Annotated in this window: 16 protein-coding genes; 10 read left to right on the top strand and 6 right to left on the bottom strand. The window is 66.5% G+C overall.

Features of this window, described 5'->3' with window-relative positions:
• Positions 1–11: 11 nt before the first annotated feature.
• The 6 genes from M0L44_RS05815 (at position 12) to cowN (ending at position 5,094) form a co-directional block, all read left to right on the top strand.
• Positions 12–1,133 (top strand): beta-ketoacyl-ACP synthase III, encoded by a 1,122-nt coding sequence (locus tag M0L44_RS05815; RefSeq protein ID WP_252768711.1) that lies wholly within the window; start codon positions 12–14, stop codon positions 1,131–1,133.
• Positions 1,134–1,252: 119 nt separating this feature from the next.
• Positions 1,253–1,945, top strand: coding sequence for a hypothetical protein (locus M0L44_RS05810; protein ID WP_252768710.1), 693 nt, complete (start codon positions 1,253–1,255; stop codon positions 1,943–1,945).
• A 130-nt stretch (positions 1,946–2,075) separates the two neighbouring features.
• Positions 2,076–3,395, top strand: a complete 1,320-nt coding sequence (gene trhP / locus M0L44_RS05805; RefSeq protein WP_252768908.1) for a prephenate-dependent tRNA uridine(34) hydroxylase TrhP — start codon at positions 2,076–2,078, stop codon at positions 3,393–3,395.
• Between the two features lie 170 nt (positions 3,396–3,565).
• Positions 3,566–3,970, top strand: a complete 405-nt coding sequence (locus M0L44_RS05800; protein ID WP_252768709.1) for a VOC family protein — start codon at positions 3,566–3,568, stop codon at positions 3,968–3,970.
• Positions 3,971–4,047: 77 nt separating this feature from the next.
• Complete coding sequence (locus M0L44_RS05795) at positions 4,048–4,725, top strand: Crp/Fnr family transcriptional regulator (protein WP_252768708.1); 678 nt, start codon at positions 4,048–4,050, stop codon at positions 4,723–4,725.
• Positions 4,726–4,797: 72 nt separating this feature from the next.
• Positions 4,798–5,094, top strand: coding sequence for a N(2)-fixation sustaining protein CowN (gene cowN, locus M0L44_RS05790; protein WP_252768707.1), 297 nt, complete (start codon positions 4,798–4,800; stop codon positions 5,092–5,094).
• 77 nt (positions 5,095–5,171) lie between these two features.
• On the opposite strand, the gene acnB is transcribed toward cowN, so the two are convergent.
• The 6 genes from acnB to M0L44_RS05760 form a co-directional block, all read right to left on the bottom strand.
• Positions 5,172–7,757: a bifunctional aconitate hydratase 2/2-methylisocitrate dehydratase gene (gene acnB / locus M0L44_RS05785; protein WP_252768706.1), complete on the bottom strand. Its 2,586-nt coding sequence runs from the start codon at positions 7,755–7,757 to the stop codon at positions 5,172–5,174.
• Positions 7,758–7,793: 36 nt separating this feature from the next.
• Entirely contained in the window at positions 7,794–8,198 is a 405-nt protein-coding gene (locus tag M0L44_RS05780) for a type II toxin-antitoxin system VapC family toxin (RefSeq protein WP_252768705.1), read from the bottom strand.
• A gap of 6 nt (positions 8,199–8,204) precedes the next feature.
• Entirely contained in the window at positions 8,205–8,450 is a 246-nt protein-coding gene (locus M0L44_RS05775) for an AbrB/MazE/SpoVT family DNA-binding domain-containing protein (RefSeq protein WP_022981638.1), read from the bottom strand.
• A 147-nt stretch (positions 8,451–8,597) separates the two neighbouring features.
• Positions 8,598–9,122 (bottom strand): hypothetical protein, encoded by a 525-nt coding sequence (locus tag M0L44_RS05770; protein WP_252768704.1) that lies wholly within the window; start codon positions 9,120–9,122, stop codon positions 8,598–8,600.
• Between the two features lie 83 nt (positions 9,123–9,205).
• Entirely contained in the window at positions 9,206–10,243 is a 1,038-nt protein-coding gene (locus tag M0L44_RS05765; protein WP_252768703.1) for an HpcH/HpaI aldolase/citrate lyase family protein, read from the bottom strand.
• 105 nt (positions 10,244–10,348) lie between these two features.
• Positions 10,349–11,335 (bottom strand): malate dehydrogenase, encoded by a 987-nt coding sequence (locus tag M0L44_RS05760; RefSeq protein WP_252768702.1) that lies wholly within the window; start codon positions 11,333–11,335, stop codon positions 10,349–10,351.
• Positions 11,336–11,585: 250 nt separating this feature from the next.
• On the opposite strand from M0L44_RS05760, the gene M0L44_RS05755 reads away from it, so the two are divergent.
• From M0L44_RS05755 to sdhA, 4 genes are all read left to right on the top strand, one after another.
• Positions 11,586–12,359 carry a GntR family transcriptional regulator gene (locus M0L44_RS05755; RefSeq protein ID WP_252768701.1) on the top strand — a complete coding sequence of 258 codons (774 nt, stop codon included), beginning with the start codon at positions 11,586–11,588 and terminating at the stop codon, positions 12,357–12,359.
• A 175-nt stretch (positions 12,360–12,534) separates the two neighbouring features.
• Positions 12,535–12,963, top strand: coding sequence for a succinate dehydrogenase, cytochrome b556 subunit (gene sdhC, locus M0L44_RS05750; RefSeq protein WP_252768700.1), 429 nt, complete (start codon positions 12,535–12,537; stop codon positions 12,961–12,963).
• A 16-nt stretch (positions 12,964–12,979) separates the two neighbouring features.
• Positions 12,980–13,342, top strand: coding sequence for a succinate dehydrogenase, hydrophobic membrane anchor protein (sdhD, locus tag M0L44_RS05745; RefSeq protein ID WP_252768699.1), 363 nt, complete (start codon positions 12,980–12,982; stop codon positions 13,340–13,342).
• A gap of 5 nt (positions 13,343–13,347) precedes the next feature.
• Complete coding sequence (gene sdhA / locus M0L44_RS05740) at positions 13,348–15,156, top strand: succinate dehydrogenase flavoprotein subunit (protein ID WP_252768698.1); 1,809 nt, start codon at positions 13,348–13,350, stop codon at positions 15,154–15,156.
• Positions 15,157–15,172 lie beyond the last annotated feature (16 nt).

Raw genomic sequence — 15,172 nt, 5'->3', positions numbered from 1 at the left:
CCAGATTGCCCATGCCCCGTGCCGTCATCACCGGAACCGGTCTTTACGTTCCGCCCCATGTGATCACCAACGCCGAACTGGTGGCGTCCTTCAACGCCTACGTCGAGCGATTCAACGTCGAGCATGCAGCGGCCATCGAGGCCGGCACGGTCACGGCCCTGGCCCCGTCCAGCGAGGCCTTCATCGAGAAGGCCTCCGGCATCCAGCGCCGTTATGTGATGGAGAAGAGCGGTGTGCTGGACCCGGCGCGCATGCGCCCGAAGCTGACGGAACGGCCCGATGACCAGCTCTCGCTGATGGCCGAGATCGCCGTGGATGCCGCGCGCCAGGCTCTGGCCGCCGCCGGCAGACAGGCGGCCGAAGTGGATGCGGTGATCTGCGCAGCGTCCAACATGCAGCGCGCCTACCCGGCCATGGCCATCGAGATCCAGCAGGCCCTGGGCGCGGGCGGCTACGGCTTCGACATGAACGTGGCCTGCTCCTCGGCCACCTTCGCGATTGAGCAGGCGGTCAATGCGGTGCGCAGCGGCGCTTCGCGCTGCGTGCTGGTCGTCAACCCCGAGATCACCTCGGGCCACCTGGAGTGGAAGGACCGCGACTGCCACTTCATCTTCGGCGACGTCTGTACGGCCGTGCTCGTCGAGGCCGACGAGACGGCGGTGGCCGCCGAACGCTGGGAGGTGCTGGGCACCCGTCTGGCCACCCAGTTCTCGAACAACATCCGCAACAACGCCGGTTTCCTCAACCGCAGCGAGGACAGCGACCCCACCGCCCGCGACAAGACCTTCCGCCAGGAGGGTCGCAAGGTCTTCAAGGAGGTGGTGCCCATCGCCTCCGCCCACATCGAGGCCCATCTGCAGAGCCATGGCGTGGCGCCCGCCCAGGTGCGCCGCTACTGGCTGCACCAGGCCAACCTGGGCATGAACCAGCTGATCATCCGGAAGCTGGTGGGCCAGGACGTGGGGCCGGATCTGGCGCCGCTGATCCTGGACGAGTTCGCCAACACCGCTTCGGCCGGCTCCATCATTGCCTTCCACCGGCATCGCGATGGTGTGCAGCCTGGCGAGCTCGGGGTGATCTGCTCGTTCGGGGCGGGTTACTCGGTGGGCAGCGTCATCGTGCGCAAGCAGTGAATTCCCGCCGGCCGTCCTCCTCAGGGCCGGCTGGCGGTGGTGGCATCATCGCCACCTTGGCGGCGCCGACCCGGCGCCAGGCGGCCGGTCATCGCCGGCCACGATCCTCGAGGACAACCATGCAACGTTCATCCACCATTGCGCTGCTGCCGGGCCTGCTGCTGGCTCTGTGCGCCGGCTCGGCTCTGGCCGCCGACAACGGCAAGATCAACACCCTGGGCAACGCCAGCACCAAGGCGCCCATCATGAGCCGCGAGGAGTTGCGCGCCTGCCTGAAGCAGCAGGACGCCCTCAAGGCCCGGGCGGAGGACGGCAAGACCAAGCGCACCCAGCTGGATGTGGAACGCAAGCAATTGGAAGCCGACAAGGACGCCATCGCGGCCGAGCATGCCGCGCTGGCCGCCCGGATCGAGAAGGTCGCTAGCGACTTCAATGCGAAGGTGGCCGAGCAGTCCAAGACGGTGGAAGAGTTCAACGCCAAAATGGACGCCATGAACAAGGCCGCGGCCAAGGGCGACAACGTGGACCGCCAGCGCCAGAAGCTCGAACGCGAGGGCAAGGCCATCCAGCAGGCCTCGGACGATCTGAACGCCCAGAACAAGACGCTCAACGACCAGATCGCCGCTGACAAGGCGGCATTCGACACCAAGAACACTGCCTTCCAGGCCCGTGCCGATGACTGGAACGCCCGCAACCGCACGATGGACACCACGGCTGCGGAGTACGACATGGACCTGGACGCCTGGAAGAAGCAGTGCGGCGGCCGCAACTACCGCGAGATTGACGAGAAGGTGATCCGTTCGGGCGGCTGAGCCTCGGAAGGCCCCGCCGCTCACCCGCTCAAACCCCCGTCGGTTTGGCGGGGCAAGGCCGGCAGGGGACAATCGTGGGGTGAAGAACATCACCCCCGAACTCCTGCTGCCGGCCGGCTCGCTGGCCAAGATGCGCGCCGCCTATGACTTTGGCGCCGATGCCGTTTATGCCGGCCAGCCGCGCTACTCCCTGCGCGCCCGCAACAATGAATTCCGCCTGGAGCAGATCGCCCAGGGCATTGCCGAGGCCCACGCGCGCGGCAAGAAATTCTTCGTCACCAGCAACCTGATTGCGCACAACGACAAGGTGCGCACCTACCTGCGCGACATTGAACCGGTGATCGCGCTCAGGCCCGATGCGCTGATCATGGCCGATCCGGGCCTGATCATGCAGGTGCACGAGAAGTGGCCCGAGGTGCCTATCCACCTCTCGGTGCAGGCCAACACCACCAACTGGGCCACGGTGAAGTTCTGGCAGAAGATGGGCGTGAGCCGCATCATCCTGTCGCGCGAGCTGAGCCTGGACGAGGTGGAGGGCATCCGCAACGAATGCCCGGACATGGAGCTGGAGGTTTTCGTGCACGGCGCGCTGTGCATCGCCTACTCCGGTCGCTGCCTGCTTTCGGGCTACTTTAATCGGCGCGACCCCAACCAGGGCACCTGCACCAACGCCTGCCGCTGGGAATATGGCACTCAGGCGGCCAGCGAGCATTCGCCCAGCGGCGAGGCGGTGCCGGTCGGCACGCTGGAGTGCGATTTTGACTTCGCCGAGGCCCAGGCCGAGGAGGAGGCAGGCTTTTCGACCTGCGGAAGCGGGGCCCGCCACCCGGCCGCGGACCGGGTCTACTTCCTTGAGGAGAAGGGCCGTCCGGGCGAGCTGATGCCCATCATGGAAGACGAGCACGGCACCTACATCCTGAACAGCAAGGACCTGCGGGCGGTGGAGCATGTCGCCCGCCTGTGCCAGATCGGCGTGGATTCGCTGAAGATCGAGGGCCGCACCAAGAGCCTGTACTACGTGGCCCGCACGGCCCAGGTGTACCGCCGCGCCATCGACGATGCGATGGCTGGTCGACCCTTCAACCCGGAACTGCTGCTGGAGCTGGAGGGCCTGGCCAACCGCGGCTACACCGGTGGCCTGCTGGAGCGCCGTCCGGCGCAGGACTACCAGAACTACATCAGCGGCCACAGTGAGCTGCACCGCAGCCATTTCGTCGGCGAGGTGCTGGGCGTGCGCGCCGATGGCTGGGCCGAGGTGGAAACCAAGAATCGCTTCGCGGTGGGCGACCGCATCGAGGTGATCCACCCGGCAGGCAATCGCGTTCTTGCCTTGGAAGCGATGCAGAACGCCGAAGGCGAGGCGATCCAGGTGGCGCAGGGCAACCCGCTGCGGGTCTTCGTGCCGCTGGGCGGGCCGGTGGAGGGCGCGCTGCTCGCACGGCTGCTCTGAGGCGCGGACCACGGCACAGCGGCCGTGGTCTGGGATCCGCGTCCCTTGCTTTCGGGGGGGGCTCTCCGGGTTTGCCCTGGCCATCGATGGGCGTCTGGCGGGCATTGTGAGGGCCGTTGACCGGACCGTCTGTGGCGCGGTCAACGGCACACCACTCAGGAGGATCCACCATGCCCATTCCCGCCTGTCCTGTCGTCCATTTCGAGTTGCCCTACCGGGACGCGACCCGTGTCTCGACCTTCTATCAAACGGTGTTCGGTTGGCAGTTGCAGCCCATGGGCCCCGAGATGGGGAATTACATCCTCGCCACGACGTCCACCTGCGACAGCAACGCGCCGGATGCCCTGCGTGGATCGATCAACGGCGGCTTGTACCCCGTGGTGCCGGAGTCGCCGCTGCAGCAACCCTCGGTGGTGCTGGGTGTGCCTGACGTGCGAGAGGCCATGGCCCGCGTCACCTCGGCCGGCGGGGAGGTGCTGGGCGAGCCCATGGCCATTCCGGGTGTGGGTGACTATGTCGTGTTCGTCGATCCCGAAGGGAATCGACTGAGCATGCTGCAGCCACTGGCGGGTTGAAGCCCGTGCCGTGAGGGGCGCGCGTGTGCTGGCACGCGCTTCGCATGCGGGTGCGAACCCCGACAGGAGATGCCCCGATGCAGCCGGCCGCCAGCCCCCACGACTTCCTGCGCTTTCTGGAGAGTCCGGAAGGCATGGCGCTGCGTGCTGGTTTCATGTCCCGACGGTGCCGCCGTGGAGAGGCCTTGTGCGGCCCTGGCACGACCCGCGACGAGGTGCTGGTCCTGCGTCGGGGGAGGGTGCGGGTGCACACCAGCGACGGACGGCGTGAACTGACCCTGATGTTCCTGGAGCCCGGTGACGTCTTCTCCACCCACACCGGTGCCACGTTGACCGCGGCAGGGGCGGTGGAGCTGCTGGCCATGCCCACGCGGCATTTCGCCCAGGCCCTGGAGGCCGGTGGCACGCCGGCGGTGATCTCCATCATGCGGGTGCTGGGACGTCTGCTGGCCCACACGGTGGAACGCCTGGAGGATCTGGTGTTCCGGGACGTCCATGCGCGGCTGGCCCGTCTGCTGCTGGCGCTGGTGCGGCGCCAGGGGCTGCACCAGGCCTCGGGGGCATGGCGCTGCCCTTTGCCCTTCACCCTGACCGACCTCGCCGGGGCGCTGGGAACCAGTCGGCAGAGCGTGTCGGCCGCCTTCTCTGCCCTGGAGCGCCAGGGCTTGGTCCGGCGGGAGGGGCGGCAGTGGCTGAACATTCCCGATCTGGCCCTGCTGGAATGTCACACCGCGGCCAAAGCGTCGTCCAGTTGACGGACACCGACCGCTCCGGCCGCCTACGCTGCCAGCCTTCTGTCCTGACCCTCAAGAAGGAGGCTTGCTCCCATGTCCACCGCCCACCCTGCGGTCGCCGACCGCTACATCAGCTTCAAGGGCATCGATTACGACGGCAACGTGGCCCGGGTGCTGGCCCACCTGGACCGTCGCCGGACCGGCAGCGATGCGCAGGCCGCTCGGCTGATCGATTACATCGATCGCCAGCGGGCCAGCACGCAGGGCGCCCAGCGCGACGACCTGCTGCTGCTTCACAGCCTGGTCAATCCGATCCGGGAGCTGTTCGAACGTCACGCCGATACCCCGGCCCTGGACGACCTGGATCGGCTCGAGCGTGAGTGCTTCTAGGGCCCACCAACGCGCCAGCCCATGAAAAAAGCCCGCACAGGGCGGGCTTCTCGGGGACGACGCACGAGGCGCCGACGTCAGACGCTCTTGGCGACTTCGGCGTATTCCTCGATCTGGTCGAAGTTCATGTACTTGTAGATCTGGTCGGCCTTGGCGGTGATGACACCGGTGGCGGCCAAGTACTCTTCCTTGGTCGGCAGCTTGCCCAGCTTGGAGGCCACGGCCGCCAGCTCGGCCGAGCCCAGGAACACGTTGGTGTTCTTGCCCAGGCGGTTGGGGAAGTTGCGGGTCGAGGTGGAGATCACCGTGGCGCCTTCGCGCACCTGGGCCTGGTTGCCCATGCACAGCGAGCAGCCGGGCATCTCGGTGCGGGCACCGGCCGCGCCGAAGGCGGCGTACTGGCCTTCCTTCATCAGCTCGGAGGCGTCCATCTTGGTCGGCGGGGCCACCCACAGCTTGACCGGGATGTCACGGGCGCCGCCCAGCACGGTGGCCGCCGCGCGGAAGTGGCCGATGTTGGTCATGCACGAGCCGATGAAGGCCTCGTCGATCTTGGTGCCGGCCACCTCGGACAGGGTCTTGGCGTCGTCCGGGTCGTTCGGGCAGCAGACGATGGGCTCCTTGATGTCGGCCAGATCGATCTCGATCACGGCGGCGTACTCGGCGTCCTTGTCGGCTTCCAGCAGATCGGGCTTGGCCAGCCAGGCTTCCACCTTCTCGATGCGGCGCTGCAGGGTCTTCGCGTCCTGGTAGCCGTCGGCGATCATGTTCTTCATCAGCACGATGTTGGAGCGCAGGTACTCCTTGATTGGCTCGGGGTTGAGCTTGATCGTGCAGCCGGCGGCCGAGCGCTCGGCCGAGGCGTCGGACAGCTCGAACGCCTGTTCCACCTTCAGGTCGGGCAGACCTTCGATTTCCAGGATGCGGCCCGAGAAGATGTTTTTCTTGCCGGCCTTGGCCACGGTCAGCAGACCGGCCTTGATGGCGTACAGCGGGATGGCATGCACCAGGTCACGCAGAGTGACGCCCGGCTGCATGCTGCCCTTGAAGCGCACCAGCACCGATTCGGGCATGTCCAGCGGCATCACGCCGGTGGCGGCGCCGAAGGCCACCAGGCCGGAGCCCGCCGGGAAGGAGATGCCGATCGGGAAGCGGGTGTGGCTGTCGCCGCCGGTGCCGACGGTATCGGGCAGCAGCAGGCGGTTGAGCCAGCTGTGGATCACGCCGTCGCCCGGGCGCAGGGCCACGCCGCCGCGGCTGCTGATGAAGGGCGGCAGCTCGCGGTGCATCTTGGCGTCCACCGGCTTCGGATAGGCCGCGGTGTGGCAGAAGGACTGCATCACCAAGTCGGCCGAGAAGCCCAGGCAGGCCAGGTCCTTCAGCTCGTCGCGGGTCATCGGGCCGGTGGTGTCCTGGCTGCCGACGGTGGTCATCTTGGGCTCGCAGTAGGTGCCCGGACGGATGCCCAGGCCTTCCGGCAGGCCGCAGGCGCGGCCGACCATCTTCTGGGCCAACGTGAAGCCCTTGCCGCTGTCCTTGGGGGCCACGGGCAGGCGGAAGGTGGTGGAGGCGGGCAGGCCCAGGGCCTCGCGGGCCTTGGCGGTCAGCGAGCGACCGATGATCAGGTTGATCCGGCCGCCGGCGCGCACTTCGTCGAACAGCACATCGCTCTTGAGCTTGAACTCGGCGACGGTCTCGCCGTTCTTCGCGATCTTGCCGTCATAGGGCAGCACATCGACCACATCGCCCATTTCCAGCTTGGAAACGTCGACCTCGATCGGCAGCGAGCCGGAGTCTTCCTGGGTGTTGAAGAAGATCGGGGCGATCTTGCCGCCCAGGGTGACGCCACCAAAGCGCTTGTTGGGCACGAAGGGGATGTCCTGGCCGGTGGCCCAGATCACCGAGTTCGTGGCGGACTTGCGGCTGGAGCCAGTGCCCACCACGTCGCCCACATAGGCCACCAGGTGGCCCTTCTTCTTCAGGTCCTCGATGAACTGCATCGGGCCGCGCTTGCCGTCTTCCTCGGGCTTGAAGGCCGCGTCGGGACGGGTGTTCTTCAGCATCGCCAGGTAGTGCAGCGGGATGTCCGGGCGGCTCCAGGCGTCCGGGGCGGGCGACAGGTCGTCGGTGTTCGTCTCGCCGGGCACCTTGAAGACGGTGATGGTGATCTTCTTCTCGACTTCGGGGCGGCTGGTGAACCACTCGGCATCGGCCCAGCTCTTCAGCACTTCCTGGGCCTTGGCGTTGCCGGCCTTGGCCTTGGCTGCCACGTCGTTGAAGTAGTCGAACATCAGCAGGGTCTTCTTCAGACCGGCGGCAGCGACGTCTGCCACTTCGGCGTCGTCCAGCAGTTCGATCAGCGGATGCACGTTGTAGCCACCCACCATGGTGCCCAGCAGCTCGGTGGCTTTGGCCTTGGAGATCAGGGCGACCTTCACCTCACCGTGAGCGACGGCGGCCAGGAAGCTGGCCTTGACCTTGGCGGCATCGTCCACGCCCGGGGGCACGCGGTGGGTCAGCAGGTCCAGCAGGAAGGCCTCTTCGCCGGCCGGCGGGTTCTTGATCAGCTCGATCAGCTCGGCCACTTGCTTGGCGTCGAGGGCCAGCGGCGGGATGCCGAGCGCGGCGCGTTCGGCGGCATGTTGGCGATAGGCTTGCAGCATGGTGTGCTCTCCAGGGGTGAAACGGAAACGGGGGCGTCAGGCCGCGTGCGGCACGATGACCTTGAGCCCCTTGAAGTAATCGCGAAAGAAGGTGTCGTCGCGGGTGATCAGGGCGTCGCACTGCAGCAGCGCGTGCGCGCCCACGAGAAAGTCGGGCAGGGTGCGCTCCCGGCGGCCGCCCCGCTGGCGGTAACGCCGCTGCATCTCGCCAGCCCGGATGGCCGATTTGGCTTCGGTGGCCGAGAAGCGCACGCCCATCTCCTCCAGCACCTCCAGCACCTCGGTGCCGTTGCGCAGGGCCGTGCAGACCTCGGTCAGGGCCACGTCGCAGACCACCACCGGCCCGACGCTGAGCGACTGGCGCAAGCAGGCCTCGGCCGCATCGGCCGCGGGGCCATCGGCCAGCAGGTCGATCAGCACGGAGGAGTCGATGGCGATCATGGGGGATCAGACGTCCAGGGGGTCGCCGGGCGCCCGGCCACGGATGCTGCGCATCGCGTCGTCGGTGTCGGCAAAGCCATCAAGCTTGAAGCGACCGCGGGCCTTGGAGATGGCGTCGGAGACATCCTTGCGCAGCACGATGCGCGCACCATCGAGCTCCACCTTGAGCACGGTGCCCTTGGTCAGGCCCAGGGCATCGCGCACGGCCTTGGGCAGGGTGATCTGCCCACGCTCGGCAACTGTGGCTTCCATCGGCGTCTCCGGGGTGATCCGAAAGATTCGGTATGCATGAATTCTACATACTTCGGATTGCATGCACAGCGGGAAGGGGCACGGTTTTGGTGGGGTGGCGGCGAAAAAAAACGGACCCGAGGGTCCGTTTCGTGCCAGCGCGAGGCCTTATTGCTTGGCTTCGGTCTTGCTGGCGTTCGGGTCGACCAGCAGGGCCTGCTGGGGCGCGCCCTCGGCGGCCTTCTTGGCGGCCAACTGCTTCTCGCTGACGCATTCGTCCACCAGGCGGCGGCCCACCTGGGTGTCCATCAGCATGGACTTGTAGGCGATCTGCAGCATCAGGGTCTTGCCGCGCACATCTTCCAGGCGCACGGCGCCGGTGGAGGACAGCACCGGCTTCATCGTGTAGACGTTCTTGCCGAACGTCACGTCCACGTAGCCTTCGTGCTTGGGATTCATCGCCACGTTGACCGTCTGGCTGAATTCGCAGTCGTAGTGGCCGAAGCCGACCAGCGCCGCAGCGGCGTTTTGGGGACCGTCGGCGTCAGGCAGCGCCAACTCGGGTTCGGGCACCGGCGCGGCAGCCTTCTTGGCGCTCTTGCTGGTCTTGGCCTTGGCGGGCTGGACGGCGTGAGCCGCCTGGGCGCCCAGCAGGCCCAGCGACAATGCAACGGTCAGGAACGCACGGATCATGCGTATCACTCCTCGGGAAACGGGTGGGTAGAAAACAGATGAGATTGTGCGCCTTAAAGCCTGATTTTTCGTGACCTTTGGTTTCATGCGCCGGCTGTCTCGGCGAAAAAGCGCGCCCTGACCTCGGCCGGCAACTGGGGTCCCTCGCTGAAGGATGTGCGGTGGGCGCGTTGCAGCACTTGCCAGAAGTAGCGGTAGCTGGCGCGGTCGTGCAACTGGTCCCGGCCCAGGTGCCGGTGGCGGATCGGTGCCCAGTCCGCGGCCTGCGCTGCCAGCAGAATTTCCGCGGCCTGGTCGATCTCGGCGGTCGTGGGGGAGAAGGCGTCGACGATGGGCCGGATCTGGTCAGGGTGGATGCTCCACATCCGCGTGTAGCCCAGTTGTCGGCAGGCCTTCTCGGCCGCTTGCTGCAGGGCGTCGCTGTCCTTGAATTCGGTCACCACGCAGTGCGAGGGCACCTTGCCGGCGGCGTGGCAGGCCGCGGTGATCTCCAGCTTGGCGCGCAGCACCAGGGGATGCTGGAACTGGCCTTCGACGCCCATGGCCGATTGCGGAATGGCGCCCCGGTGGGCCGAGACGAAGTCCATCAGCCCGAAGGACAGGGACTCGATGCGCGGGTGGGCCGCCATGGCGAACGCGTCGCGCAAGGCGCCATGGGTTTCGACCAACGCGTGCAGGGGCAGGGCGCGGGTGAGATTCGCCTGGGCTGACAGCGCGTCGATGGTGGTCACGGCCTGCTGGAGGTCGGCCAGGTGCCGCGGCTTGGGGATCATCAGGTACGCCAGGCGCTCGCCAGCGCGGGGCAGCAGCGCCTCCAGCATCGGCACGAAGGCGGGGTGGTCCACCGGCACCACCCGCGCGCCGACCCGGCCAAACCGGTTCTGTGCCGAGGTGGCCAGCTCCGCGATCAGGTGGGCGTGCTCGACTTCCCCCCCCACGGGGGCGCCGTCTTCGCCGTCCAGGGTGACGTCGAAGACCGGGCCGAGCTCGGCCTGCAGGTCCAGGCTCTTGCGCATGCGGGCTTCGACGCCGCAGTAGTGATCGCAGACAGGCAGGTCGGGCACGGCATCGCCTTCCTCGAAGAGCACGTCACGGGGATGGCGGAGCGAGGCGTCGGTCATGGCGGGCAAACTCTCAAACTCGGGTGGGCATGAAAAAAGCCGGTGGCGCGTGGGCGCCGACCGGCTTCGCAGCTTAGCGTGCCCTTCAGGAGAAGGGCTCGGGCATCACAGCAGGTGCTTGACGCCGTCCTTTTCGCCTTCCAGCTCGGCCAGGGTCTTGTTGATGCACTCTTGCGAGAAAGCGTCGATCTCCAGGCCTTCAACGACCTTGTACTCGCCGTTTTCGCAGGTCACCGGGAAGCCGAACATCACATCCTTGGGGATGCCGTACCAGCCTTGCGAGGGGATGCCCATCGTGACCCACTTGCCCTTGGTGCCCAGGGCCCAGTCGTGCATGTGGTCGATGGCGGCGTTGGCGGCCGAAGCGGCCGACGACAGGCCGCGGGCGGCGATGATGGCGGCGCCGCGCTTGCCCACGGTCGGCAGGAACACGTCCTTGTTCCAGACCTGGTCGTTGATGGCATCCTTGACCGACTTGCCGTTCACGGTGGCGAAGCGGTAGTCAGCGTACATGGTGGGCGAGTGGTTGCCCCAGACGGCCAGCTTCTCGATGTCACCGACGGCGCAGCCGATCTTGGTGGCGATCTGCGAGGCGGCGCGGTTGTGGTCCAGACGCAGCATGGCGGTGAAGTTGCCCGGCTTCAGGTCCGGAGCCGACTTCATGGCGATGTAGGCGTTGGTGTTGGCGGGGTTGCCGACGACCAGCACCTTGACGTTGCGCGAAGCCACGGCGTTCAGGGCCTTGCCCTGGGCGGTGAAGATCTGGGCGTTGGCGGCCAGCAGATCGGCGCGCTCCATGCCGGGGCCGCGGGGACGGGCACCGACCAGCAGGGCGTAGTCGGTGTCCTTGAAGGCGGTCATCGGATCGCTGTGGGCTTCGATGCCGGCCAGCAGCGGGAAGGCGCAGTCTTCCAGTTCCATGATCACGCCCTTGAGCGCGTTCTGGGCCTTTTCGTCCGGGATCTCCAGCAGTTGCAGGATCACGGGCTGGTCCTTGCCCAGCATCTCGCCAGAAGCGATGCGGAACAGCAGGGCGTAGCCGATCTGGCCTGCGGCGCCGGTCACGGCCACGCGCACGGGTTTCTTGCTCATGTGGAAATCTCCGAGGAAGGGTAGGGGAGCGGAATGGGTCGCGTGGCAGGGGCTTCCGACTGCGCGGACGGGCCGTGTCGCCACCGGCACTCTGTGAGCGGCGCGCACGCTGTGCAAGCGCGCACCGGCCATGAGTGTAGCTCGCGAGTCTAGGGGGGTGTTGACCCTCGGTCAAGAATCTTATGTCTTATATAAGACAACTTGCGATTGCGGTGGACGACCGGCCCCGCGTGTGCTGCAATGCCGCCCCATGCCTGCTCTGCCCGCCCCCGATTCGATGGACGCTGCGCCTGCCGCCGCCTCCGCGGGGCCGGCGTTCAGTCCGCTCTACCGCCAGATCAAGGCCTTGCTGGTCAAAAGCCTCAACAGCGGCGAGTGGAAGCCCGGTGAGTTGATCCCCAGCGAGCAGGAGCTCGCCGTCCGGTTTGGGGTCAGTCAAGGGACCGTGCGCAAGGCCATTGACGAGATGGCCATGGAGAACCTGCTGACCCGCCGTCAGGGCCGGGGCACCTTCGTGGCCACCCATACCGAGCAGAACATCCAGTACCGCTTCCTGCGGCTGGCGCCGGACAAGGGGCCCGCCAGCGGCATGGCGCGGCACTTCATGGACTGCCGGCGCATGCGGGCGCCAGCCGAGGTGGCCCGGGCGCTGGAGCTCAAACCGGGCGACAGCGTGCTGCAGATCCATCGCACGCTGTCGCGCATGGGACGGGCGGTGGTGCTGGACGAGATCTGGCTGCCCGCCACGCCCTTCAAGGGTCTCACGGCCGAGCGGCTGGCCCAGTACGCAGGGCCGATGTACGGGCTCTTCGAGACCGAATTCGGCGTGCGGATGATCCGGGCCGAGGAAAAAATCCGCGCCGTGGCGGCCGATGCGCGCACCGCGGAGATCCTTCAGGTGGCCGTCGGCGCGCCCCTGCTCAATGTGGAGCGGCTGTCGCACACCTATCACGACAAGCCCGTCGAATTGCGCCGGGGCTGGTACGACACCAGCACTCATTACTACAGGAACGAGCTCAATTGAAAACCTGTGATGTTCACCGGGCCTCCGGAAAGGCCCCTGAAAGCCTGGTGCGTTGCAATAAAATCATTCGGTTTCGCTGAGGTTACAGCCCCTCAACGTTCCGCTCGTTCCTTCGAATTTCTCGTTTCGACGAGAGACAACCACAACCAGGACTGACACAACCAGGACAGACGCCATGGCAGATACGCTCAAGCAACGTCCGGAGTTCCGCAACATCCATGTGACGGAAATCCGCAACTACCGGCTCCCTCCAGCCGGCATCGTTTCCATCCTGCACCGCGTCAGCGGCGCCATCCTGTTCGTGCTGCTGCCCTTCGTGGTGTGGCTGTTCGACGTCAGCGTGACCTCCGAAGTCTCGTTTGAATCCTTCCGCAGCGCCTTCGTGGCCGGCATCGGCTTCGTGCCGGGCTGGTTCGTGAAGCTGGTCTGCCTGGGTTTGATCTGGGGTTACCTGCACCACTTCACTGCGGGTGTGCGCCACCTCTGGATGGATGCCACCCACAGCGTCACCAAGGAACAGGGTCGCTCGTCGGCCATTGCGACTCTGGTGATCAGCCTGGCCCTGACCGTGCTGCTCGGCGCCAAGCTCTTCGGCCTGTACTGATCGGAGTTCTCAGCAAATGGCAATCAACTACGGAAGCAAGCGCACCGTCGTCGGTGCGCACTATGGTCTGCGCGACTGGCTGGCCCAGCGTGTCACGGCAGTGCTGATGGCGCTGTTCACGGTGGTCCTGCTGGTGCAGGTCCTGATGCCCGGTGAACTGGGCTACGACAAGTGGGCCGGCATCTTCGCGGCCCAGTGGATGAAGTTCCTGACCTTCACGGTCATCGTGGCGCTGGCCTACCACGCGTGGGTGGGTGTGCGCGACATCTGGATGGATTACATCAAGCCGGTGGGTCTGCGCCTGGCGCTGCAGGTCTTCTCCATCGTCTGGCTGGTGGGTTGTGCCGGCTGGGCTGTTCAAGTGCTCTGGAGGCTGTAAGCAAAATGGCACAGACCAACAATATTTCCAAGCGCAAGTTCGACGTCGTCATCGTCGGTGCCGGTGGTTCCGGCATGCGCGCCTCGCTGCAACTGGCCAAGGCTGGCCTGAACGTGGCGGTTCTGTCCAAGGTGTTCCCGACCCGCTCCCACACCGTGGCTGCGCAGGGCGGCATCGGTGCCTCGCTGGGCAACATGTCCGAGGACAACTGGCACTACCATTTCTACGACACGATCAAGGGCTCGGACTGGCTGGGTGACCAGGACGCCATCGAGTTCATGTGCCGTGAAGCGCCGAAGGTCGTCTACGAGCTGGAACACTTCGGCATGCCGTTCGACCGCAATGCGGACGGCACGATCTATCAACGCCCGTTCGGTGGCCACACCGCCAACTACGGCGAGAAGCCGGTGCAGCGTGCCTGTGCCGCAGCCGACCGCACCGGCCACGCCCTGCTGCACACCCTGTACCAGCAGAACGTGCGCGCCCGCACCAACTTCTTCGTGGAGTGGATGGCGCTGGACCTGATCCGCGACGCCGACGGCGACGTGGTGGGCGTGACCGCGCTGGAACTGGAAACCGGCGACATCCACGTCCTCGAAGCCAAGATCGTGCTGCTGGCCACCGGTGGTGCCGGCCGCATCTTCCAGGCCTCGACCAACGCCTTCATCAACACCGGTGACGGCCTGGGCATGGCGGCGCGTGCGGGCATCCCGCTGCAGGACATGGAGTTCTGGCAGTTCCACCCGACCGGCGTGGCCGGTGCGGGCGTGCTGCTGACCGAAGGCTGCCGCGGCGAGGGCGCCATCCTGCGCAACGCCAATGGCGAGCGCTTCATGGAGCGCTATGCCCCGACGCTGAAGGATCTGGCGCCGCGTGACTTCGTCTCGCGCTGCATGGACCAGGAGATCAAGGAAGGTCGCGGCTGCGGTCCCAACAAGGACTACGTGGTTCTGGACATGACCCACCTGGGTGCCGAGACCATCCTCAAGCGTCTGCCCTCGGTGTTCGAGATCGGCCACAACTTCGCCAACGTCGACATCACCAAGGAACCGATTCCCGTGGTGCCGACCATCCACTACCAGATGGGTGGCATCCCCACCAACATCCACGGTCAGGTGTCGGTGCCCAAGGGCGACGATCATCGCAGCCCCATCCCGGGCCTGTATGCCGTGGGTGAATGCTCCTGCGTGTCGGTGCACGGCGCCAACCGTCTGGGCACCAACTCGCTGCTGGATCTGGTGGTCTTCGGCCGTGCCGCCGGCAACCACATCGTCGAGTCGCTCAAGAACGAGCCCAAGGCGCACAAGCCGCTGCCGGCCGATGCGGCCGACAAGACCCTGGCCCGCCTGGCGCGCCTGGAGTCCAGCACCTCGGGCGAGTACGCGCAGACCGTCGCGAACGACCTGCGCGCCTGCATGCAGTCGCACGCCGGCGTGTTCCGCACCCAGGCCCTGATGGACGAAGGCGTGACGCGCATCGCCGAGATTCGCGAGCGCGTGAAGAACGTCACCCTGAAGGACAAGTCCAAGGTCTGGAACACCGCCCGCATGGAAGCGCTGGAAGTCGACAACCTGATCGAGGCCGCCCAGGCCACGATGGTGTCGGCCGCGGCGCGCAAGGAATGCCGTGGTGCCCACACCGTGAACGACTACGAGCGGGGCGCGGACGATGCGGAGTTCCCGCTGGGCCGCAACGACAAGGAGTGGCTCAAGCACACCCTGTGGGACAGCGCCTCGAACGGCCTGTCCTACAAGCCGGTGAACCTGAAGCCGCTCACCGTTGACAGCGTGCCCCCCAAGGTCCGTACCTTCTGAGCGCCCAAGGAGCAAT

Origin of the sequence: Ideonella oryzae (genome assembly GCF_024055665.1) — a bacterium.
Lineage (GTDB): Bacteria > Pseudomonadota > Gammaproteobacteria > Burkholderiales > Burkholderiaceae_C > Ideonella > Ideonella oryzae.
This window is presented reverse-complemented; position numbering and strand designations above follow the sequence as displayed.